General features: G+C 35.6%; 11 protein-coding genes. All 11 read right to left on the bottom strand.

What is annotated here, in order from left to right; translation table 11 throughout:
* Positions 1 to 376 precede the first annotated feature (376 nt).
* The 11 genes from ABD816_RS20680 to ABD816_RS20630 all read right to left on the bottom strand — a co-directional run bounded on the left by ABD816_RS20680 (position 377) and on the right by ABD816_RS20630 (position 25,659).
* Positions 377 to 1,339 (bottom strand): HaeIII family restriction endonuclease, encoded by a 963-nt coding sequence (locus ABD816_RS20680; RefSeq protein ID WP_344930675.1) that lies wholly within the window; start codon positions 1,337 to 1,339, stop codon positions 377 to 379.
* Between the two features lie 3 nt (positions 1,340 to 1,342).
* Positions 1,343 to 2,386 carry a DNA cytosine methyltransferase gene (locus ABD816_RS20675; RefSeq protein ID WP_344930674.1) on the bottom strand — a complete coding sequence of 348 codons (1,044 nt, stop codon included), beginning with the start codon at positions 2,384 to 2,386 and terminating at the stop codon, positions 1,343 to 1,345.
* 3 nt (positions 2,387 to 2,389) lie between these two features.
* Positions 2,390 to 2,722: a helix-turn-helix domain-containing protein gene (locus ABD816_RS20670; protein WP_344930673.1), complete on the bottom strand. Its 333-nt coding sequence runs from the start codon at positions 2,720 to 2,722 to the stop codon at positions 2,390 to 2,392.
* Between the two features lie 339 nt (positions 2,723 to 3,061).
* On the bottom strand, positions 3,062 to 4,048 hold the full coding sequence (locus tag ABD816_RS20665) for a hypothetical protein (protein ID WP_344930670.1): 987 nt from the start codon (positions 4,046 to 4,048) through the stop codon (positions 3,062 to 3,064).
* Between the two features lie 237 nt (positions 4,049 to 4,285).
* A complete protein-coding gene (locus ABD816_RS20660) occupies positions 4,286 to 11,503 on the bottom strand; it encodes a PKD domain-containing protein (protein ID WP_344930667.1) in 7,218 nt (2,405 codons plus the stop codon).
* A 430-nt stretch (positions 11,504 to 11,933) separates the two neighbouring features.
* A complete protein-coding gene (locus ABD816_RS20655; RefSeq protein ID WP_344930665.1) occupies positions 11,934 to 14,327 on the bottom strand; it encodes a cellulase family glycosylhydrolase in 2,394 nt (797 codons plus the stop codon).
* A 234-nt stretch (positions 14,328 to 14,561) separates the two neighbouring features.
* Positions 14,562 to 21,044: a glycoside hydrolase family 48 protein gene (locus ABD816_RS20650; RefSeq protein WP_344930663.1), complete on the bottom strand. Its 6,483-nt coding sequence runs from the start codon at positions 21,042 to 21,044 to the stop codon at positions 14,562 to 14,564.
* A 1,127-nt stretch (positions 21,045 to 22,171) separates the two neighbouring features.
* On the bottom strand, positions 22,172 to 23,560 hold the full coding sequence (locus ABD816_RS20645) for a M20/M25/M40 family metallo-hydrolase (protein WP_344930661.1): 1,389 nt from the start codon (positions 23,558 to 23,560) through the stop codon (positions 22,172 to 22,174).
* 39 nt (positions 23,561 to 23,599) lie between these two features.
* Positions 23,600 to 24,478, bottom strand: a complete 879-nt coding sequence (locus tag ABD816_RS20640) for a PPK2 family polyphosphate kinase (protein WP_344930659.1) — start codon at positions 24,476 to 24,478, stop codon at positions 23,600 to 23,602.
* A 128-nt stretch (positions 24,479 to 24,606) separates the two neighbouring features.
* Positions 24,607 to 25,125: a hypothetical protein gene (locus tag ABD816_RS20635; protein WP_344930658.1), complete on the bottom strand. Its 519-nt coding sequence runs from the start codon at positions 25,123 to 25,125 to the stop codon at positions 24,607 to 24,609.
* A gap of 12 nt (positions 25,126 to 25,137) precedes the next feature.
* Positions 25,138 to 25,659: a hypothetical protein gene (locus tag ABD816_RS20630; protein WP_344930657.1), complete on the bottom strand. Its 522-nt coding sequence runs from the start codon at positions 25,657 to 25,659 to the stop codon at positions 25,138 to 25,140.
* Positions 25,660 to 25,671 lie beyond the last annotated feature (12 nt).

The raw sequence follows: 25,671 nt of genomic DNA, 5'->3' as shown, positions 1-25,671 counted from the left end.
GCTCGTGCTTACTAAAAGCAGCAACATTTTAAAAAACGGTCTCACAAAGAGCTAAAGTTAATACCCCAGTAAATTACGAATTTTACGTTAGCCAACGTACTGAAGTTTCTGGGGTCTATGGGGGATTGAGCATAACGGTCTCGTATAAGAATAGTAGCGGATTTTTATACACTAACTTTTCGGTTAGACACAGACCTTTGTTCTATTTATTTACTTTGTTTTTAGCGATTAAACCGCTATTATTTTTATACAATGTTGTGTTTTCGTACTTTTTTTCGCAAACTTGCTAGCGTTGGCAAAGACATACTCTTTTATAATTTCAGGCTTGAGTAGTGGCTGTAGCGAATTGCAAATGTGTATGGCTTTAAGCGTTGGCTTATCCATTCACAAATATGTGATTCGTAAATAAAGTATGCGGCGCACTCACTAAATTAATATCAAATTTCAATGAAGGCTCAACTCTCGAACTTGCATTATGAATTCTAAAAGATATTTGCCAACCTTCGTTCAAAGAAACCAATAATGTCGTAGTTGAGTTTTCTTGATATATAATTTCGATTAATCTAGTCGGTAATTTTAGTTTAGGAATCTTCGCTTTTGGTTTTATCTTCTCAAAAGGTAAATTCAAAGTTCCGTGTAAATTGTAAGCCTGAATCTCAACTTTCCTTTTGCCTTTGATGACTTTGTAAAAATCTTGATTTCCAATTAAATACTGTACCAAATTTTCAGCTACAATATTTGGATTTCCTTTGTCCAAGCGAAGTAGTTCTTTTCTAAAAGCATCTAAAATTGGCAAATACACAACTTGATGCATATTTTCAATTGAAGTCCACTTGGTTGATTTGTCTTTTGCTCTTAAATCTGTGAGCATATCAAATATTGGATTGATTTCTTTAAAATAATTACCCGAACAAGAAACGCCTAACCACTTTTCTCCAAAATTGATTTTGTTAGATAATCTTGAATGTTTAACCGCTCTGTGATTATTTTTTGCAGAAATCCCAATCTCCCATTTTTGCAACGAGCGAATCATTAAAACGTCTCGTACATCTCCCGTTTGTCCAGCTTGGTCACTAACTAATTCTAAGACTAGAATATCATTTTCGCTAATTCCATTTGACAATCTTGGTTCAATGTCAAGTAGAAAATTAATAGAAGCACTTGCTGTTATTCTAAATGTATCTTGCTCAGTTTCTTCAAAACTATCAAAGAAACCTTTTGCGGTTTTGTAAGGTTCGTTTTCTGTAATTGAGACGTTTGTTAATTTGTTCAAACGTTCATAAAATTCAAAGAGTAAAGCATATTCAAACGCTTTTCCATTTATTGTCTGACTTGCCATAAATTATGAAAGTGTATTTTCTAATTCCATTTTTTTCTTTGTTACTCGTTTCGGCTTTTTCTGTGCATTCTCGATTTGAGACTTAATACTAATGGCAATATGTTTTGCCAAATTTACAGGAACTGCATTTCCAATCATTTTATATCCAGCTGAAATATGATTGTAATGAAAGATGAAATCGTTTGGGAATGTTTGAATTCTCGCGCATTCTCTAACACTTAATCTACGGTACAAATCTTCTTTTCCTGGAACAAAAACTCGTACGTTTTGCTCAATGAATTTCATTTTTGGTGCTTGTGGATGAAGTGGTGCGTGTCTTCCGCCAGCTTGTATTGTAAATGATTGCTCGTCCCAACTTCTCACTCTATTTCTCGACATAAACATTGACGAGAAACCTCCAATCATATATTCGTGATTTGGAACTTGACAATTTTCTTTATTCGTTTTATTTCCCTCTTTTGCAGGAACAACTGAGTTCTGCAAATCAGCTATTTTCTGTTCGAGTGTAACTTTCTGTTTTAATGGTTGAGGGAACTCAAATTCAAAATCGAGGTCTTCTCTGATACCAACAAAAAAGACTCTTTTTCTATCTTGTGGCACATCAAAATCCGATGCGTTTAATAATTTGAAGGATAATTTATATCCAGCATTTTTAAACATCTCCTTGATGTTTTTTAAAGCCTCGCTATGTCTTTCCAATAACATTCCACTAACATTTTCTGCTAGAAAGAATTTTGGTTGTTTCGCCTCTAATATTCTAATAAAGTCATAAAACAATTGTCCTCTTTTGTCATTTATTCCGCGTAAAGAACCAGCCTCACTCCAGCTCTGGCAAGGTGGACCTCCAATAATCCCGTCACATTCTGGAACTTCGTTAGATTTTATGTCTACAATACTTCGTCTGTCAAGAGTCGTGTTTTTATGGTTCTTCTCGTAAGTTTCCCAAATGTCCTTGTCATATTCATTTGCCCAAACAACATTAAAACCTGCTTTTTCAAAACCTAAATCTAGCCCGCCAGCTCCTGCGAAAAATGATACTACATTCATATTTTATTGTGTTTGAAGTGATTTATTAAGTGTTCTCCGATATTCTGCTTTTTCTTCCGCAACTTGTAAAAGTTGTTTAGTACAATTAGTTTCGTAAATATGTTTTCCGATTTGGTCGGTCACATATTCATTTCGTAATTCCGTAAGATTTAGTTTGAAGATTTTAGCAAGTTTTGGTAAACGTTTTTCATCAAAGTCTCGTTTTCCGTTCTCTATTTTACTCAAGTTTGCAGAGTCCAAATTCAGTTTGGCCGCAAGTTGAGTTAAAGTCAGTTCGTTTTCATTTCTTAAAAGTCGGATGTATTCTCCAAATGTGGTATTCATAAGACTTGTCATTTTTTGACAAATCTAAATGTTTTAATTTGAATATTCAATTCGAGCGTTGGGAAATTTTAGCTCTTTTGGTTTTTTAAGCGTTGGAACTTGTGTATTGGCAAAAACCTAAAGTGCTAAAATGTGCGGCTGGCAGTATGCATCACAACGTTAAATATATGGCAAGTTGGGCAGAAAATAAGCGATTACTTTCGGTTTAGCACAAGCCAAATCTTCTATATTTTGTTTTAATTTTTCTCTTTTAATACCAAATCAAAAGATTTGGTGGTTTTGCAAATAGACAACAACTTTTTGATTAAGCACTAATCGCCCAATTTGCTATATATAGTGTTGTACATCGTTTTATTTCCGTTTGACTAAAGAAACACTTTTATTATCTTTTACTACAATTGAATCTCCACCATCATGTCCTAAAACTCCATTAATTTCTCCTTTTGGATATTTAAGAGTTATTGGGTCAACAAATGAATATGAAATATAATCGTAATTATCTTTATATAAACCATCTTCACTTTTAGGATAGTTTTTAAATAATTCTTTATTGTATTCGGGATTCATAGCGCGTATAAGGGCTTTTTCAGCATCTAAAAATATAGTTTCTTGCTTTGGGAAGTTTTCACCTAGTAATGATGATTTCATTTCTTCTACACTTGAATTTTCTCCAAATACTTGAAATTGTAGATTGTCTTGAAATTCAAAACATAAAATAGCTATTTCGTGTTTCGGTAAGTCTTTGTAGGTTATTGGGTTTTCTAATGATAGAATATCTTGAAATGTACTATGTCCAGTTAGTCTTTTAAGAATGCTTTGTTTCGTTGCTTTACCAACATAATGTACGTTGTAGTTCATAAAAGACTTATAGTCTCCTTTAATTTCGCATTCTACTTGTTCTTTCCACCAATTTTGTAATAATTTCTCAGGTGAAAACCATAATAGAAATTCTTGCTTATCCTTTAATTGTTTTACCAGGGAAAATCCGTGTAAGTTATTAAATGGAGGTTTAGTTTGAATTTCATTTTTATCAAGAAAATTAAATGCAATTGCAATATCATCATTAAAGTTGCAGTCAGCTACGCTTTGTATTAATGGTAGTTTCCCTTTAAGAATATTCGGATTTCCTTTTTGATGAATTTCAAAATCTAAAGTATATTCTGAAGGATTGGGAGAGACATTTTCAAAAGTAATAATTGGTCTTTGAGCTATTACGTATAAACTAGCTCTTTCTATTGCTTTTTCAACAACAGGGTCTTTTTTTACAATTGCAAATTCATATCCAGTCATAGGAGCATATGCCAATTCCAGTTTATTGATAATACTCTTTCTACTCATTTAAATTTACTATGCTTTTTAATGGTGTACAACAATGTTATAATAGCAATTGCTATTATATTCCCTGTATTTACTACAAATCTAATGGATTTTTAATTGATCTAATGGTATTTATAGTCAATTAAATATAGTTTTCTATGACAATAAATTAAAAGTACAACTGATATAACAAAAAAAGCATTCCCTTCTTTATTTAAGAAAGGAATGCTTTATATTATAAATAAATAAAATAGCTATCTATTTACTAAGCTGCTTCACTATAGATTCATTTTCATTTTTTATCTCTATAAAATAAATTCCGGATGGGTACGCTGCCATATTGAATTCGATTTTATTGCTTTCTGAATTATTAATTTGAGCTGATAATACTTTACCAGATACATCTATTAATCTCAATATAGCTCCATTTAGATCTCTATTACTTTCAATTGTCAATTTGTCAATGACAGGTATTGGAAACATAAATATATCGGATACCTTCTCCGATACAGGTGCTTTGATATTATCCAAACAAGATGGAGGTGTGGCATCATTACTAAAATATACGGTAAATGAACCATCTGTGGCTACCAATGCAAAATTAGCACCATCGTTAGCTACATAATAACTACCATCCATATTAACGAATCCTGTGCCAGCAAAGGTTACTTCTGGCTGTGAGCTATTAAAACTTTGATCGGTAATGGTACTTTTTATATCATTCCACCAACCCGGAATTCCATTATTAGTATTCATAGAAAATTGCCAGAGACCATTATTTTGTAAATCCCAATTGATGGTACAATTCGTGACATTACTAAAATCAGGACCTCCGGTTCCCAGCACATGTATATGATCATAAGAAGCATTCGCAATCGTAGACAGCGGGGTATCCATAGGAGTTCCAAAACCGCAATTCGTTACTGGTACAGAGTCATCTGTAATCGAAATTAATTGAGTTACTGTATCGGTTACACCATCCACATGAGAAACCGTAAGTGTGACTGTATACTCCCCTGCATCGGCATATAAATGTGAAACTGCACTTCCATTAGCTATCGTACTGTCTCCAAAATCCCAACTATAGGTTAATATACTATTATCGGAACTCGAAGAGTCACTTGCGTCAAAATTAATTGTCACAGGAGCTATACCAGAAGTAATATCGGCACTCATGATAGCTGTTACAGACACTTCAGGGGTATTTTCTACTGTGATCGATACCGTATCCGTTCCTATACTTTCTCCGTTACTGGCTGTTAAAACTACTTCATACACTCCAATCACCTCAAAAATATGATTAACCGATACTCCTGAAGCCGAAGTACCATCGCCAAAATTCCAGGTAAATGATAACGGAGTATCATTGATGTCAAAAGAACCTGATGCGTCAAATTGAACTGCTAAAGGAACAATTCCTGAGCTAGCAGAAGTATTTATTAATGCCGTAGGTGGTGGCAAAGTTATATCATCAATTACAGTAATCGTCACAACCTCTGAGATATCAGAAAGTATCCCATCACTAATTGTCAGTATCACGGCATAAGAGCCTATTTCTGTATATGTATGCGATGGATTGGCTAAACTACTGGTAGTTCCATCTCCAAAATCCCAAATGTAACTAATCGCAGATGCATCTGGAAATACAGAAGAAGATGAATCAAAATCAACCGTTAATGGGGTACTACCTGAGACTTGGTTTGTTACAAAAGAAGCATTAAAATCGATAGGCAATTCAAAAACCTCTATGGTAGTGGTTTCGCTATCAATACCTCCGTTACCATCATCCACTGTTAATGTTACAGTATATAAACCTATTGTAGCATATTCATAGAATGCAGATACTCCAGTAGCTGTATCACCATTTCCAAAATCCCAGAAATACATTAATGTATCACCATCGGCATCTGTTGATAATGATGCATCATAATTAATAGATAATGGTACATTACCTCCACTGATATTTGTATTTAAAACAGCTGTAGGTCTGGTATTTCCGTCTATTGGATTTCCCGAAGGCTCTAATCCCCAAACTAATTCTCCCTGATAATATAAGGTTACTAGTACGTGAGGTTTTAAACTTGTTTTAGTACTATCAAATGAGAAATCATTACTTTGATCCTGACTCTGAAAACTTAGATGGTTCATACGTGTCTGGATTTCACCAGATTTACTATTCGCCATTAAACTACCAGATGAAGCACTAAAACCTAACTCAGCATACTGTTCTTCGCCATCAGTGCCAAAGGTTCCAGTAACTCCACTCACTGCAGAGTAGTCTGTACTAAAACTCATATCTACATCGTGCTCTGAAGTATACCAATATCGTATAGTGAAATCTGAATATAATACTGCTTCGTCTGCCTCACTAACAATTTGGAATACAGGTTTCAATTCAGCCGCATTTACATCCTGACTATTATTACGATATTCTAAACTAAAATCTGTATCTGGCAAATTGTCAAATGCAGGATCTACTGTTACTGTAATCGCTGAAGAATAATCGGTAAGTGTTCCACTTGCATCCGCCAGCACTAATTCTATAGTATGTTCTCCATCTTCTAAACCTTCAATACTAATAGGAGCCGTATTATACACCGCACCTATTTCTAATCCATCAATGAAATAACGAACGTGATTTCCTCCTAAACTAATATCCCATAAATAGGTGGTGAAATCGACTTCAAAATCAGGGCCTACCAATCCTCCATCAATAGGTGAATTGATAATAGCTGTAGGGTTTTCAGGAAGTGGGTCATTTGTCACAATAATAGTGATGGTATCTTCTAATTCTGTCAATGAATTATTACTTCTTTCCATTTCCAGTGTTAGCTCATGAGCACCTTCTGATAAAGGAGATCCATCAATGAATTCTCCTTCTGAAGAAATAAACCCACGATCCTGACCGTCAATTCTAAATCTCAATTTGTATTGTGATGATGGTAAGGACCAACCTTCTGTTTCAAAATTTACTTTTAGTGGCGTATTGACTAATGCCCCATCTACAGGTAACGTGAAAAATATATCTGCCAATGGATTCACAGGCGTATCAGCATCTCCTCCATGGAGAGTCCATAACACTGCTGCATCAAATAATTTCCATCCATCATCTGTTAGCAAATGTGCGAATCGATCTCTTAACGGGAAGGCAACTCTTCTGGAAGGCATGGTTCCCGATGGCTCATACCCATATAAAATAGGGTCATCACCTGCTGTTGCTATAACAATTGCATCTTCTGATGGGGTTCCAAAAGGTAATGGTTGTGTAATCCCATACAAGACAGCATTCATATCCAAACCAGCTGCCATAGGATGCTCCGGATTTGTAATCGTAGCACTAGCATAGGCTTCTGATGTGAATCCAAAATCTGTAGTAATACTACCTGTTGTCAATCTTAATTTCTCATACATAAATGGATCCCAGGTCATAATGGGTACTACAGCCGATTCGAGATCATTCCCTAGTACTCCTGGATCTACAGAAGAAGATATTAATACCAGATCATATGGATTAGCATCTTCGGGACGTTCTGCATCTTCATCTGCAAACAGCGTAATCATAAACCCTAATTCTTGTTCTAAACGAGATTTTATCAACTGATCTTCTGAGGTAAGCGCCTCATCATCATCTACTACAAACATGACCTTAATCTCATTTTTATAACTCACTTCTATTTCTGGTGTAACAGAAGCGGTATTCCCATTATTATAAAACACTTTTGCAACAATAGTATAGGTCTTCCAGATAATAGGGCTCCAGGTTGTTTCAAAAGGAGGTGTAGACACTTCTTCTACTAATTCATTATCTACATAATATGCTATTTTAGTAACTCCATCTATGTTCGTATCTACTGCAAGTGTAGTTGGATCTGCTCGTTCTATCATTGCTCCATTTACAGGAGAAGACATTTCTAATACCATAGTTTGTGCTGCGGCTGGCTCAGAACCATCAATTTGTTTGATGTATGCTTCTAATTGTTCTAATTCTAATGCACTTAAGGTGGATGTTGTTCCGTGGGCATCATTGGCATTGTATGTCGTCAACACATCTTTGATGCTGGCAGCCGCTCCATTATGCAAATACGGTGCTGTAGCCCATACATCACGTAAGGTAGGCACATCAATACCTAATAGTTGTTTTCCTAATCGATTTCCACTAGTGACATCCATTGTACCTACATCGTGTAACCTTCCTATATTACTATCAGTAAAATTAACTCCACCATGGCAAGATGCACATTCTAAACGCTCATACACTGCCTTTCCTGCGATAGCCGGTGCCGTTAAAGACCCATCATTATTTCTATATGGACTTGGATCAAAAGAATTTAAAGACTCTATATATGCCGTTAATGCATCTAATTCTATAGATTTTCCAGCTTTAGAATCTCCTAAGGTCAACGCAGTAGTTCCTTCATTAAAATTAGCATCACTCATAAAACCGCCACCCTGAAAATGTGAACGTATATCATTCTCAAAATCCTGAATCTCATCAAAATTAGCACTCCAATGTACTCTACCATGTGCAGTACCGGCTCTACCGATTAATGATATTGTATTTCTGAGACCTTCATCCCTGTCTGTAAAGTCCCAAGTTCTACCATCTTGAGTTCCATCGCTATGACAAGTAGCACAACTTACATACCCATCGGAGCCCATTTTTATATCCGCTGCATTATAAAAAATCTGTTTTCCATTAAGCACAGTAGGACTCAGTATTTCTGAACTCACCGTAGTTACAGTATTTAGGTTATCCAATGTACTGGTTCCTGAGGTGATCATATCATTAGCATCAAAAACAGAAACGCTTCGATCCATAAAATTTTTCACAAAGACATGGTTTGTTTGAGTATCTATAGCTACTCCTTGTGGTGCTCTACCAACATCCTTTTTTAATAATTCTAATCCTGTAGCAGGGTCAATCACAACAATTCTATTATTACCCTGCATGGTCACTATTAGATAGTTTCCTGTGGGTGTATATAATGCAGAAGAAGGTTGTCCGTGATTATCAATATCTAATCGCTTTCCTAATTCTTCTGTTCCATTAGTCAAATTAATAGGTGAGATAGCAGTACGAACTGAATTATCAAAGGTTAAAGGTTGCCCATCGCGAGCTAATCCTCTTACTATATTATCCTTTTTGGCTACTGACCAGGCAGATTTATTATCTGGATGAATGGTAATTCCTGCCACATAGTTAGGCAGTCCTCGCCCTTCATTACCATTATCTAATGTAAAATCATCTAATGGCAGTTCTATTGTACCAGCAATAGTAAAATCAGTTAGATCAATTTCCCAAACTTGCCCAGCTTCGTCGGGAGATATAAACCGAGTCACAAGTAACGTGTTTCCATCACCAGTAATGGCTAATGCTCTTGGTGTAGCACCTATCTGTATAGATCTTTGTACATTTTGAGTAGTCGACGATACTTCTAATAATTCACCCGAGCCGTAGGCAGAGATAAACCCTCGACTCCCATTTGGAGTAAATACTACACCATAAGGACGAGCTCCTCTTGATAAAGGAATGGTTGTATCTACACTTCCATCAGTATTTAATACATATAACTCATCAGAATCTCTACAGGTAATCCACGCCTTGCCATCAGTATCGATCGCTACGGAAGAAGGATTATCCCCTACAGCTACTTCATCAATAACAGTAAATGTATCTGCATTAAGTAAGGTAACTGTATTATTATCAGGATTTACTGACCATACGATTCTATTTGTAGTATCTACCGTAATCGGACTTGATTGTGTAGGTAAATCATCCGGAATTGCCGTCACTACCACAATAGATTGTGAAGCTACTACGAATCCACCATTGTTATCAGAAACTTGTACTTGTACCAGAAAGTTACCTGGTTGATCAAAGGTATAAGAAGTGGTGTTCGCTATCCAATCTGTTTTAGGAGACCCATCACCAAAATCCCATCGGTAACTTAGTGTGTTCCCTTCTGGATCTGTAGCATTTGCAGTAAATTCTACAGCAGTATTGATAAGTACCGGAGACGGAACATTTATATCTATTCCTGCTACCTCAGGGGATTGGTTGGTATCATCTCCTCCAGTGGTAAAATAGAAAATATATTCTTCCATACCATTACCTGTAGCATCTTTAATTCCACCTTCTACAAATTTCACTTCATAGGTAGTATTTGGTAAAAGAGGTTCTCGTGGTGCATAGTTAATTACCTGGTATGATGTAGACGTCACGTCTCCTACGATTGGGTCACCACCTAAAGGACGTACTTGTACTGTCTGGTCTGTAATTGACAAATCATCTAATATTTCATTTATAACAAATCCAATAGTTGTTCCAATAGGCTGATTAGTTGCTCCGGATACTGGAAAATGATGACCCACAGTAGGTGGTCTCGTATCTAATTCATCCTGATGAGAAAATATAGATGTTTTACCATCACCACTCGCTACCAATATGTGACCGATAGGAAGCCATTCATTATCTAGAAATTGTAAACTCTCATCATTAGAAGGAGGAAAGAATTCTTGTGCTACTTCCATCTTCTCAAAATTATACTTCACCCCTCTGTCAAATCTTCCAGTAAATCCATATTCATCCTGAAAAGACATATATCGTCCTAAGGTGATATCATCAGACGATATATCAAATCCATGGGTAACATTAGTAGGATCACTAATATCAAAAGCTACAAGGTTATTGTCTCCTTCATTTCCGCTCATATATATTAAATAATTTCTCCATACCTGAAAACCTGTGCTGTATTGTTCATGAGGTATATCACCTCCAAATGATCCTAAAAACTTAATATCTGTAGGATCTCCAAAATCAAATACCGTAATCTCTCCACTCTGAGGTGCATAAAAAACATAGTTTCCCATTCTTACCACAATATCTGGTAATGTTACCGCTTGCGAAATTTCACTCATAAATTCGCCCGTTCGCATATCATACACTCTATTACCATCAATAGTATGTGGAAAAGTTTCTAAATTATCAAAATGAGACTGTCCTTCTTCTACCGTAAATAAGACATCTGAACTGGTGATTGGTTTTCGATCTAACATATCAGAAAGATCCAAATATTTATATCCTGTTCCTTCCACCTCCGGAACCGAATATTCTCTGTAGAACAGATCTCCCATTTTCCACCAGCGGTGCCCATTATTGGCTGCTTCATCAAATTGCAACTGAATAGGATCTGTAGGATTAGAAATATCATAGATACCTGTTCCCTCCTGACCTGTAATCATAAAATAATTACGGTGATAGGTACAAACTCTATCTCCCTGAGGAAAATTGGATAAAAATGTCCCTGCAGGCCAAGTTTGTGTCGTCATTGTCGGACCAGCGGTTCCGTCCATAAATATGGAAACTGTGGTAAATGCCAATCCGATTGATATGAATATAGCAAGTATGTAGAAAAGGGGCTGTTTAATTCTTTTTTGTAAGCTAAATAAGTATGAGTTGATGTGTTTAGGTTTCATGGTTCTAAAAGATTAGTTGCTAGTGTATATGTGTAACTTGAACTCCTACTGGAGTTATAAACTGGATCTAATACCAGTTTATATACTTCTTGAATCTGGTATATATTTCAAAAAACATTGTAAAATTTAAAAGAAAGAATAGGTTTTATTAAGATGAAAAAGGTATTTCTTATTAAAAATGAAGAGTCTTTATAATATCATAAGTTGTATATCAATAATTTATTTTAGGGATAACAGCGTTATAATTTAAAGAGCTTGTTTGTAAGTAAAAACTATGAATTAAATGATTAAAAAATAAATACATTTACATATCGAACCTTCAAACAAGCCCTTCAATTAATTATACGCTTAAATTATGGATCATTCTTAATTTGAATTTGCTCAAAAAATTACTCTTCTTGAACAAACCCAACTAAAAATTAATCATAGTTTATCGTTTTATAAGTGATAAGCTATGAGTTTCGCCATCTTGCTTCATTAATTTTAATAAATACATTCCGGATGTTAAATTATCACCAAAAGTAATGGTGCTTTTCTCTGATGCGCTTACATCTAACTTTTGTAATTCCTGTCCGGTGATACTGTAAAGTCTAATTTCACGAACTTGTTCTGGTGCTAAAATATCTAAATAAAATGCAGTATCAGATGGATTAGTTTGTAATTTCCAGATATCATCTCCTCTTTTTACATTTTCAAGATCTTTATTAGCATCATTACATGTGGGTGCTGTATCACTATTACTAAAATAAATAGTAAATGCATCATCTACAGATACTAAGACAAAATTCGCTCCATCCACTGTAGCATAATAAGAACCATCTAAACCAGAGAATCCTGTTCCAGAAAAGGTAACACTAGGTTGTGCACTATTAAAATTCTGGCTAGTTATATTACTTTTAAGATTACTCCACCAACTTGGAACACCGTTATTAGTATTCATAGAAAGTTGCCATAATCCATTATTAGCTAAATCCCAATTGATTGTAAAATTAGTAACATTACTAAGATCTGGCCCTCCATTTCCTACTACATAAACATTAGAATAGGAAGCATTAGGAATTGTTGCTAATGCAGCACTTAATGGTGCTCCAAAACTACAATCACCAGTAGGCCCAGAAGCTTCTGTTACCGTAACTGTTTGTGTTGCTGTATCAGATATTCCATCCGTATTTGTTACTGTTACGGTCACTATAAAACTACCTGCATTCGTATAGATATGAGAAACAGCACTTCCATTTCCATTTGTATCATCACCAAAATCCCAACTATAAGTCAATGCACTTCCATCAGAACTTGTAGAACTACCAGCATCAAAACTAATGGTTACAGGAGCAAATCCACCAGTAACATCAGATGAAATTGAAGCATTTACTACAACTGCAGGATCATCACTTACCGTAATCGTTACACTTGCCGTGTCACTAATAGTTCCATCATTAACCGTTAAAACTACCTGATATATCCCTTCTTCATCAAATGTATGAGAAACCGTATCTCCGGTATCAGAAGTTCCATCATCAAAACTCCAGGAATATGTAAGACTATCATTATCTGCGTCTGAGGATGCTGAACCATCAAACTGTACGGTTAATGGAGAACTTCCACTTGTTGCAGAAGCTGTAACTCTTGCTATTGGAGCCGTATTACCACCTGTATCACCTATTACATTAGGGATTAGCGGAGCAAAATAAGGACTCAATACATCTATTTTCCATTGATTTACATTTGTCCAATCATCTTGTAAAATACCTCCTGTATCTCCAGAGTTAGGATTCATTGTCCAGAATGTCCAGGAATAAATACCTCCCATAAAATTCATAAACTCTGTAAACCAGGTATAAGCTACACCATCAAATGCATCTTGATTTTTAATTCCGAATTCTCCAACGAATATTGGAGATGTATTGTTTTCATATAAATAATGAAAATGTTCTTCCCATTCTCCTGGCATATTACTAGGGAAACTAGGATCCTCAAACCAATCTTGCTGTGATACCTCTGGCCCATATTCGTGTGCAGAATATACTAATTTACTTGGATCAGATAGTTGTATAGGATATTTAGCAGCTCCTTTTAACTGACCACCCCACCAATATGAATCTCCTTCAAACTCTCCTACACCTTCTATAATGATCAATGCGTTAGGATTCACTTCCAGAATTGCGTTTCCACATCTCTCTGCGGCTTTGTTCCAATCAGACTCAGGGTTACTGTCTCCCCAAGTTGATCCGTGGGGTTCATTATTTAAATCTAATGCAACTACAGCAGAATAATCTTTATACCTTTCTGCAATAAAAAGCCAATCCTGAATCCATCTCTCTTCTGAGTATTCATCTGTATACCATCCTCCTTCTACTAAAAAGGCGTCTGCTGCTCTGGAATGATTATCCAATACAATTTTCATATCGTTTTCCTGACACCATCTCACAAAAATATCCATCAATTCTATTGGAGTACTCACGGTACCTTCTTCTTCATTCATAGGAGAAACACCACTATAGGCATCTGTACCGTATGAATTTATATTTACTGTTGCACCAGGGTTCAACATCTCATTACACCATGGCACTCTAATGGTATTAAATCCGATATCTTTGATCTGTTGTAATACACTTTTCATATCTCTGCTCCAGATACCATGAGGATGGTACAAAGCAGTTTCAAAACCAAACCAATTAACTCCGGTCAATCTTACTTCTTTTCCTGTAGCATCATACAAAGTATTTCCAGACGCTGTCAGAAAATTTTGTTGTTGTCCTAAAACCGAAAAGACATTACTAAAAAGTAATGTTAGGACTAGTAAATGATATATATAACGTTTCATCTATGTATAATTATTTTTTTAAAAGTAAATATGATGTACCATTGGTATTAAGTCTGTATTGACTTAAATAATATGGCATATTTCATCAAGGATATATTTCAAATAGAAGCAAATAGACTGGTAAAAAACGAAAAGTAAAAAAATACACTTCAGTCTTATTTACCAGTCATATTCCAGCTTTTATGAAAAAAAGAGAGAGACATTTAGTCTCCCTCTCCTTGTCTTCTACATTAATTATTCTTTAATTAATTTAGTTGTTGCTTCTGTATTTGTATCAAGATCTAAAGTCTTCATCACGTATAAGCCTGTTGGCAATTCTTCTAATGATATTTGATTTGATCTTTGTTTGTTAGAAAGTTTAAATTCCTTAACCACTCTCCCTGCGATATCAACAATTCTCACTAGTGTATTTTTCATATCAAAATTACTAGAGATATTTAAAATATCCTTAACAGGGTTAGGGTATGTATTCACCACATTCTTTGTAGATGGTGCTTTCTTAGCCTCTTCATCTCCAAAGAAGAATCCGTATTCTGCATTGGCTAAAGCGATTTCCATCTGTGCCCATGTTCTGTGGTAATTCTGAGTAAAATCTTCACCCGCTTCATAAGCAGCTTCTAATCGACCAAACTCAGGATCGTCTCTATATCCAGAACGTAAGTCTAAGAATGATACGCCAGGTACAATAGCATCTCCATTTGCCATTACTCCAGAGAATCCTTCAGGAATATATACTTCTTCTTCAAAAATACGTGAAAAATCTCCTCTTGCTTCTGTACTAGATAATCCTTCTTCGTCTCTGTATTTATTCCACATTCTATCTAATACTTCTTTAGCAAGATCTTTAGCGCCTTCATCAAGCGTTCCATATTTTGCTGTAGCTGCTGCATAATAGATTAGTGCTTTAGACATAGAAGCTGCAATACCAAGATCTACGCTATAGTTTACAACACTAACACTAAGACCAGCATTACTTCCTGGACTATCAGGATTCCAGGTATCTGGTTCTCCAGTCCATTCTAGTGTAGCAGGGATTAAGAAATCATCTTCTCCTACTAACTGTACTTCACTTTCTACCCAAGTAGTCCATTTATCCATTAGGTTTTTAGCCATTGGGTCATTAGTGATGTAGTAGTATTCTGCTACACGCTCCATAGACCAAGCTTGCCATCCGAACCAAGTTCCACTTCCTGGATCGTGATATACAGGGTCTGTATCATACGCCATATCATAGAAAGTAGACTTACCTGCTGGATATGGACTATAATCTCCGTTCCAGCTATTTGTTGCTCCACCTGCGATACCACCTTCACTAGATTGTAACCAAGTATAAAACTCCATTTGTCTCTGTAGACTTTCATTCCAATCTCTTTCTCCATTTGTAGAAATTGGTTTTAATTCATCCACTTGTGTTAAAGCGTATGCTGCAACCGGGTTTTGATACCCAAAGTGACAGTGACTAGAACTAATTCTAAATGCCCAAGGTGATGAAGTATCTGCTGCACCTCCCCAAGACATATACCAAGACATTAAGTAATGTGCACTATCATATCCCGTTCCTGCACCACTAGTAGCACTCTGAACTCCTAATGGTTTGAAATACTTATCAAACATTGATAATCTAAGGTAATCTCCCATTTTTGACGCTTTGTCTAAATCAAGATTTCCTAAACTAGCACCTTGCTCTTTTGCATAAATCTGAGCCCAATACATGGCTTGTACTGCTCTTGCATCTGCATCTGGGGCACTTGTATATCTCCACTGTTGTGAATAATTAGAATCATCTACAAATAATGGTAAGAAACCGTCAGTTCCACCCCAATCAAAACTTTCCCAAGATGGGTGTGGTACTGTTTCATAAACAGATTCCTGCTCACCTCTCTGGAAGGTATTAATATATGAAGGTGTACTTACTCCATCTCCACGATTACCATATCCATAGAAGTTATCATTATCTAATAACCAGTGCATCTGATAAATATCAGCACCATATGTTGCGGTTAAATCAGATGATACAGGATCTACACCAACAGGTGCAGTAAAACTCAATGGAGAAGGATATCCACTTGGCAAAGGAAATTCTGCTGCGTATGCAGCTGGTGATGAAGGGCTATATGCCGCGTTTGTTGGCTGATCAGCATTTGTAGGAATGATAAACTGCTCTGTTTTCTCCCAAACGTCGTTTAATGGCGCCCAGTCACCGCTTATTCTACCGTGCATAACTTCCATCCACATCCAGTAAGAATATAATTCACTAGTAGACTCATGCCCATAATCTGGTGCCTCTACAATAAGTGTTTCTATAGAGTGGTGAGGAGATCCATCTGCACTGAAATACCCGTTAGCTGGATCATAAATTTCATTTCTAAGTTCTGTAAAACGATCGATATATACATTGTCTCCAGTAGGTGGCGCAATAATGATTTCATCAGTCACATTAATAGAAATAATTGCCTGATCTATTCCTTCATTTCCGTCAGTAACTGTCAAAGTAACATCATAAGATCCTATCGTGGTAAACGTATTTTCTACTGTTACACCTGTAGCTGTATTTCCGTCTCCAAAATCCCAAGAATAACTCAATGCGTCTCCATCTTCATCTGTAGAACCACTTGCATCAAAATTAACTACAAGGGGTGCTTCTCCTGCGGTAACATCTGCAGAAATATCAGCAATAGGATTAATATTTCCTCCTGTACTGTCTCCACAATCAGGAACAGTAGCTGAACTACTAAAATAAATTGTAAATCCTCCAGTTATTGAAACTAACACAAAATTACCTTCATCAACAGCCGCATAATACGATCCATCTAATCCAGAGATTCCTGTACCAGCTAATGTAATTGAAGGTGTTGATCCATTAAAATTCTGAGTAGCTTCAGAAAAGTTCACATACCAAGGAGAAGCATTTAGATTAAATGCAAACTGATATAATCCATTATTTGCTAAATCCCAGTTGATTGTAAATTTAGATACATTATCAAGGTTGGGTCCTCCACTACCTAATACGTATGTATAATCAAATGAAGTATTAACATTAGGCAAAGCTGTTGCTAATGGTGTTCCAAAAGTACAATCTCCACCTGGAGGAGTCACGACATCTTCTTCTACTGTAATTGCAACAGATGTTGTATCAGAACCTCCATTACCATCATTTACTGTAACTGTAGCCGTGTAATCTCCTGCAGTATAAATGTGACTTGATATTGCTTCAGTACCAGAAGTACCATCTCCGTAATCTACTGCATATGTAAGAGTATCTCCATCCTCATCTGTAGATGCAGATGCGTCAAAAGAAACTTCTAATGGTGCAGTTCCTGAAACAGGAGTAGCTGTTAGTGCAGCAATCGGATCTATATTAGTTGGATTCACTATTTCTTCTTCTACAGAAATTTCTACTGAAAAAGTACTAGATCCACCATTACCATCATTAGCAGTAACTTCTGCAGTATACTCTCCAACCTCTGTATATATATGGGTAGAGGTAACTCCTGTACCAGTATTACCATCTCCATAATCAATAGTATATGTTAGTGTATCTCCATCCTCATCTGTAGATGCAGATGCATCAAAAGAAACTTCTAATGGTGCAATACCGCTAGTTGGTGTTGCAGTTAAGGAAGCAACAGGTACTCCGTTTGTTACGGTAGTAGAACCACAATCAGGAGCAGTAGCAGAGGCACTGAAATAAATTGTAAATCCTCCTGTTTGAGAAACTAATACAAAATTACCTTCATCCACTGTAGCATAATAACTTCCATCTAATCCTGCTATTCCGGTCTCAGTCAATGTAATTGACGGACTTGGCTCATTAAAATTCTGATTTGACTCAGAAAAGTTAACATACCAAGGAGAAGCATTTAGATTAAATGAAAACTGATATAGTCCATTATTTGCTAAATCCCAATTAATCGTGAATTTATTAACAATATCCATATCCGGACCTCCTTCACCTAATACATAAATATTCTCAAAGAATGTATTTATGTTAGGTAATGATGTTGCTGTTGGAGTTCCAAAAGCACAACTAACACTACCATCGGTTACATTAATTGTTTTAGAAACTGAATCGGTATCTCCAGAAGCATTTGTAACTGTAAGTACTACAGTCTTAGTTCCTACTGTTGTATAGGTAGCAGAAGCTGTCACAGCAGTTGCTGTTTCTCCATTACCAAGATCCCAACTATAGGTAAGATCTCCTCCTGCAGGATCTGCTGATTCTGATGCATCAAAAGTAACTTCTAATGGCGCTATTCCGCTTTCCGTACTTGCAGTAAATGCTGCTACCGGACTACCATCTGTTACAGTAATAGTACTTGTTTTTGTACCTTCTTTACTACCATCACTAACTGTTAACACAACGCTATATTCTCCTATAGCAGTATATTCGTGATCTACTGTTTCACCTGATCCTGTTTCTCCATCTCCAAAATCCCAAGTATATGATAACGTATCTCCATTCTCATCAGATGAAGCGGCAGCATCAAAACTAACTATTACAGGAGCAATTCCTGTAGTTGGCGTTGCAGTAAAATCTGCAATTGGTGCTATATTTCCATCTTCTACCGTAATTTCTTTAGTTACTTCTGAGGATGTATTCTCTCCATCACTCACTGTAAGTGTTACTAAATAAGTTCCTATTTCTGTAAAAGTAATTAATGGATCAACGGTTGTTGAAGTTTCTCCATTTCCAAAATCCCAACTGTATGTAATTGAATCACCATTAGGATCAGAAGATGCTGAAGCATCAAAAGAAACTTCTAAAGGTGCTGTTCCAGTTTCTGGTGTTGCTGTAAATGAAGCCGACGGAACTTCTCCTCCAGTAGGCTCATTACCTCCTGCTAAAGCACCATCAACGTAAATCGGTACATTGTCAGCAATTTGAAGTCCACTGGTTAATCCCTGATAAGAAAAATCATTAGAAGCATCCCAAGCAGATGCTGGTGCATCTGTAGGCAATGAAACTCTTAATTGAATTTCACTTCTATATTCACCCTGACCACCTGGAAATGGCATACTCGCCTGATCTACTTCAATTTCTGCATAGTAGATATTAGCATCAGCATCCCACTCTTGTAATCCACTAGTCGTTGTACTACCAGCTCCTCTCGCTGTTAATTCATAATCACTTACACTGTATCCAGCTGCAATACCTTCTGAGATATCAACAAAATAACGTGCCTTTAATGTATTAGGCACTCTTGCTGGCCATCCAGAGCGGTTGTTTAACCATATAGAAACTTCTGTAAAGAGTGATTGATCATTATTTAACTTCACTTCATTAGCAAATTCCAATCCCGGAGTTTCTACAGGTGGAAAATTAGCTATTGGCGAACCACCAAACTCCATAGTCATACGTGCCAAAACACCTTGGTAACAAGCGTTATAATCTACTGCTACTTCATTTGCCTGAAAATCATCTCGATCTTCCTCAAAAGCATCATTAGCCATTCCTGGTCCTCCCATCAAGGCTCCCCACATAGTATGTCTAGATTCTACAGGGTTTGCACTACTTCTAGACCAGCTAGAATGTTGTCCTCTATGGTGAGGCTTTGTTGGAGGATTTACTCCAAATCCAGTCACTAAACTTCTGTTATTTGGATTATCACCCAGCGCATAATTTACTTGTGCTACTGCAAAATCGTGATATTGATTTTTCTTAGGTGTATCTACATTATCACTATATATAAGTGCTGTCAAAGATGCGTTCATCGCATGACGTAACGATCCCCATTGTGTTAAATGTGCTTGTCCTCCCGGAGAATAACTAACTCCTCCAGATCCTTCTTGCCACCAATCTAAATGACGTTCAGCATCTGTTTTATAGATTTCTTTGTCTGTAAGAATAGATAATAATACCATATTTCCATAAGACTTATCTTCCCAAACAAGACTCCATAAAAAATCTGGCTGTGCATACTCTGCTTCTGCCTTATCTAAATACTTTTGTTCTCCGGTTGCTTTATATAACCAAAGTGCACCCCAGGTCAACTCATCCTGGTAGTTACCAGAAGTGTAAGTACCTAATGCAGGTATCCCTCCATCAGTAGTATAAAGACCTCTGTGATTATCACCAAACTCATACAATTCTATCGCGTGACTCAATAATGTAGCACTGTATGCAGGGTCGCTATCTTTAAAAATGATACTAGCAGAAGCCAACGCTGCTGCAGTTTCACAAGCTACCTCTGTACCTGGATTACTAGTTGTTAATGCATAAGAAAGACGTTGCCCATAAGAAGGATGTACATCTACCATTTCTGCTGGCATCCAGAAGTTATGATCTTGTGATTTACTATCAGCTACCTGAGCGTAAAAAACATTAGGTGATGGATGACATTTGATAAAATAATCCGTTACCCATTTAATGTTTCTCTTAAAATGCTCTGTTTGATTTGCTGCATCATAACCGTCTTGATACTCTAAAAACCCCCAGTTAAGAGCCGTTACAGAAAAAGCCATAGGAAAACCAAATTTAACATGATCTCCGGCATCATTCCAACCTCCAGTAAGATCAAGCCCTACATCATCTCCATCGTTGACACCTGAGTCGGATCGCCAACTAATTCTATTCCAATCCGGTAGCACACCTGATTGTTGTGTTTCGTAGAAAAGCAGAGACTTCTGCAAAGCTTCTCCGTAATTAAATTGTGCATTTGATTTAGCACAAAACAAGCACAATAATAGTATCATACTTGCTTTCATAAAGTTTTTCATTTGTAGTGTAGTTTTAGATTTGTGTGAAATTAAAAATCATGACCATCTAATTATCGCTACTAATTATTTGGCATGATTGCTTAATTAAGATTTAAAAAATTAGTTATTGATTCATATATATTAATTACGATTTTTAGTTGAAATGTTATATTTAATAGATTGCCATTTATAGGTTATTTAACAATACAAAATATCTTATTTTGGATATGAAATCCAAAATCGAGGATGAAATTAATCCTATGATCTGCGGTTTGACTGACATAATTATTATTCGACGATAAAAGAATAGAATTCGTTTTAGATTGTTTAGAATTCGGTAACCAATTGGTCAACCAATTAAATAACCTTAAAATCTCTGCTTTTCTTACCTCTCTGATTTTAAATAGTTTTACATGATTATAAAATGACGTAAACTTGAAAATATCAGGATAAAAAAGTAATTGAGGTAATGACTAATTTCCTAAAGCCCGATTTATTTTTAAGCTTTTATAAAATTAGGCTGAGGAGGTAGTAAAAAAATAGTCCCGTTGCCTTAAGTAAGTCTTAACAATTGTGTTTTATATAACATTTACCAAAAGAACATACGCTAAAAGTGCTTATTTACTGAATTTAAAGTAAAAAGATAAAATCCTGTCATACCTGCTATTAAAGTATAAAACGAGCCTTTGTTAAGATAATGATAAGAAAAATGCGTTAGGATTTAACTTTAAAACTTATCGGATTACAACAATTACAGAAGTACCTATATGGTAAAACCTTATCGTTTTTTTGCAAAAAATCATTTTCTATTAATTGTTTCATGAAAATTTACAAAATCCATTATTTTACTGAGAAATTTTCATCAAAATATTCTACTAAAATAATAAGCACGTACTAAAATTTTCGAATGAAAAATAAAGTATCTTCTTGTCAGGAAGGTGTAGTGAAGTTTGATAACGTATTTTTAGCAATGTAATCTCTCTCTATAATAAATACGTTCCAAATATTAACCATACTAATTATAAGAGATGGATAATCCAGAACCAAGCATACCCGATAGTTAGAAATAAGACTTCTATTATCCTGATTCTATAATTTAACAACCTGAGACACAACTCAAGGTCATTCTATGGATGTAATGGGTTAGTCTATTTTATACCATATTTATCAAAAAGGTAAACCAGGCTTGTCATTGTAGCTGCACCAAGCTCTAATTCTCTTTTACTTACAGCATCAAATGTATCATTTTCAGCATGATGATAATCAAAATAACGCTGGGAATCTGGGCGCAACCCAGCTAGTACAATACCATCTTTTTTTAATGGTCCAATATCAGCACCACTTCCTCCCTGAACAAAATAATGGATTAAGTAAGGTTCGAAAAGAGGTTTCCATTGTTGGACTTTCGAAAAACTAGTATTACTGCAATCAAAAGAAAATCCTCTGGGAGTAAAACCTCCAGCATCACTTTCTAGTGCGAATACATGATTTTCTGCTTTATTTTTCGCTATTTCTGCATATTTTTTTCCACCTCGTAATCCATTTTCTTCATTCATAAAAAGAACTACACGTATCGATCTTTTAGGTTTATAACCTATCTCTTTAAATAATCTTAAAACTTCCATTGACTGGACTACTCCCGCTCCATCATCGTGAGAACCATCACCGAGATCCCATGAGTCTAGATGTCCACCAATAACCATATATTCATCTGGAAACTCGCTTCCCTTAATTTCACCTATTACATTATGAGACTCTACATCTTTCCAGGTACGGCAATTCATATTCATTAAGAATTTAATCTTTGGATTTAATGTTAGCATAGAGCTTAACAAATCAGCTCCATTGGTACTGATAGCTGCTGCAGGAATTTTTTCCATATCTGTTAGATTTCCATAACTCATGCTTCCTGCGTGAGGAAAGTCATCTTTTCTCAAATTCATAGAACGAACTATAACTCCTATTGCTCCAAATTTTGCCGCTTCTTCTGCACCAGCATATCGCTGATCCACACATCCTCCATATGCCTCAAAAGTATTGATCAAATCTGCTTGCATTGGTCTGTTATAAAATACAATCTTACCCTCTATATTTGATGTGCCCAGTTTCCGTAAATCTTCCAGTCCTTTAACTTCAACAACTGAAGCTTTTATGCCGCCAATAGGAGTAGGAACGGATCCTCCTAAAGCACAAATAGGAGCATTTGTAGTAATACCCGGTGCCGTTTCTATATATGCAAATTCTGTAATCCCTCTTGTCCACTTAGGAACCATAACGGATTGTAACCAAACTTTATCTAAACCTACTTCTTTCAATTCTTTTTCTGCCCAAGTAACGGCTCTTTGAGCATTCATCGAACCAGACAATCTGGCTCCAATTTGATTTGATAAATGATCTAACCAAGCATAACTTTTACCATCAAGTAAAGCAGTTTGATAAATTTTCTTAAGAAACAGAGAATCCTCTTTAGCATCTGCTGATTGAGCTGTACCCTTTATTGAAAAAATAATAAGAAACGTAAGCAGTAAGTTTTTCACAGTTTTCTTTTTTTGTTTTTAGTTACTAATGATTAATTTTTATTCATTTTCCAACTCTCTACGATACATTGCCAAATTAGATGTAGTCTCTTCATCCAACTCAGGTTCTTTTATATCGTCATACATTTTTAATGAATCATATATTATTTTTGCTACAATATACCTTGCTGAAGGTTTATTGTCTGCGGGAATGACGTACCAAGGCGCATGTGGTAAAGATGTTTTATTTATAGCATCCTCATAACATGTTCTATACGTATCCCACAACTTTCGTTCTTTGAGATCTCCGGCAGAGAATTTCCAGTTCTTTTCTTTCTTATCCAGTCTCCTCAATAACCTGTTTTTTTGTTCATCTTTTGATAAATGCAAATAAAATTTAAAAATTAAAGTTCCGTTTTCTGCTATATGTTTCTCAAAATTTCTGATTTGCTCAAACCTTTTTTCCCAGAACGCATCTGTAATATCATCAATTGAATTAATATTTGGTAAATTTTCACCTAACACATATTCTGGATGTACTCTTGTTACCAGCACATTTTCATAGTGTGTTCTATTAAAGACTGAAAATTTACCTCTTCGTGGCAGTGCTATATAATGTCTCCATAAATAATCATGTCCTAATTCTAAACTCGTAGGTACTTTAAAACTATGAACCACCACTCCTCTTGAATTAAAGTCTTTGAACACTTCCCTGATCAAACTATCTTTCCCAGAAGTATCCATTCCTTGAAGACAAATTAATACCGCATATTTATTGTGTGCATATAATGTATCTTGTAACTTTCCTAATTTCTCCCTCACCTTTTCCAATTCTTTTTCAACCTTTTTTTCGCTATCATCAAGTAATAAGGTGGTAGGTATTTTAGACAATTCTATGTCCCGGAAAACTTTAAAATCGTTGATCTGTACTTTATTCATAATATACTATAGATTATTCTGTGTAAGATACTAAAGTTTTCACTGGATGAACAAGTAAAAATGAAAGGAAAGAATAAAAAACATCAATAGGTAGTACTATTCGCAACCCTTATAGAATATGAAACTATTTATATCCCTAATGAATAAGTGAGCCCCAAAATTACGGTATCATATCGTTTCCCAAAACTCTTTAAATTAAACTCTGCAAAAACATGAATTGGATTAGTCACTTGATACAATCCTCTAAACTTTAGGAAGGCAGCATGATTAAAATTGCCTGTTGTAAAAAACAAACTGGATGTATCTTCTGCTCTGCTCAATACTCTGTAATCGTTTCCGATATATCCTGCGCCTCCTGTTATACTAAGAGATTCCCAATGAATTAATCGAATATTATATGTTATTCCAAATTCGTTATATACCTCTGTGTTCTCTAATTCTCTTACAAAAAAACGATTATACTCAGTCAAATAGGTATTTTTTTGATTTGGTGTGGTATACTGAAATCGTATATCAAAACCTACTTCCTCCTGTAGTCCTACGCTAATCACTGCTCCCAGCCCAAAATCTACACTACCATGCTCAAATTGTTGTGTATATGAGATCCAATAAAATAGAAAGAACACTAAAAAAAATAACCTTTTCATATGTTTATTGCTTTACCGTGCGTCAAAATCATAACTAAAACCCACAAGAAACGTATCATATCTTCTTCCCAAACTCTTGACATTGAACTCTGCAAAGATATGTACTGGAACAGATATTTGATGTAACGCCCGTATTTTTATCTGGACTCCATGATTTAAATCACCGGTTCTAAATCCCAAAAAAGCGTCTTCTTCAATCTCTTCAAAAGCAGTAGAATCATTCCCTATATACCCTAAACCTGCAGTAATAGTTGTAGGATACCAATTGAATAAAATCAGATTAACACCAAGTGCTAATTCATTATAACTCTCTACATCTTCTTTTGTTCCAACAGAAAACAATCGATTGTATTCGCCTATAAAGGTAGTGTAACAATTAGACGCATATTCTAACCTGACACCTGCTCCTGTTTCATTCAGAGAATGAAAACTTTTAATCACAGAAAATCCATAATTCATTGCTCCCGGATCATATTGCGCAATTGCCATAGGAGAGAAAGAAAGCATACATATAAAAATAATTATTTTCTTCATTGTAAACTAAAA

It is taken from the genome of Aquimarina addita (assembly GCF_039539305.1).
In the GTDB taxonomy this organism is placed as follows: Bacteria; Bacteroidota; Bacteroidia; order Flavobacteriales; family Flavobacteriaceae; genus Aquimarina; species Aquimarina addita.
Note: the sequence above shows the minus strand (reverse complement) of the source record. Positions and strands in the feature narration are given on the sequence as shown.

Bases quoted from the DNA above. Each gene is read 5' to 3' on its own strand.
- ABD816_RS20680 (WP_344930675.1), bottom strand. From the start codon at position 1,339: ATGGCAAGTCAGACAATAAATGGAAAAGCGTTTGAATATGCTTTACTC.
- ABD816_RS20675 (WP_344930674.1), bottom strand. From the start codon at position 2,386: ATGAATGTAGTATCATTTTTCGCAGGAGCTGGCGGGCTAGATTTAGGT.
- ABD816_RS20670 (WP_344930673.1), bottom strand. From the start codon at position 2,722: ATGACAAGTCTTATGAATACCACATTTGGAGAATACATCCGACTTTTA.
- ABD816_RS20665 (WP_344930670.1), bottom strand. From the start codon at position 4,048: ATGAGTAGAAAGAGTATTATCAATAAACTGGAATTGGCATATGCTCCT.
- ABD816_RS20660 (WP_344930667.1), bottom strand. From the start codon at position 11,503: ATGAAACCTAAACACATCAACTCATACTTATTTAGCTTACAAAAAAGA.
- ABD816_RS20655 (WP_344930665.1), bottom strand. From the start codon at position 14,327: ATGAAACGTTATATATATCATTTACTAGTCCTAACATTACTTTTTAGT.
- ABD816_RS20650 (WP_344930663.1), bottom strand. From the start codon at position 21,044: ATGAAAAACTTTATGAAAGCAAGTATGATACTATTATTGTGCTTGTTT.
- ABD816_RS20640 (WP_344930659.1), bottom strand. From the start codon at position 24,478: ATGAATAAAGTACAGATCAACGATTTTAAAGTTTTCCGGGACATAGAA.
- ABD816_RS20635 (WP_344930658.1), bottom strand. From the start codon at position 25,125: ATGAAAAGGTTATTTTTTTTAGTGTTCTTTCTATTTTATTGGATCTCA.
- ABD816_RS20630 (WP_344930657.1), bottom strand. From the start codon at position 25,659: ATGAAGAAAATAATTATTTTTATATGTATGCTTTCTTTCTCTCCTATG.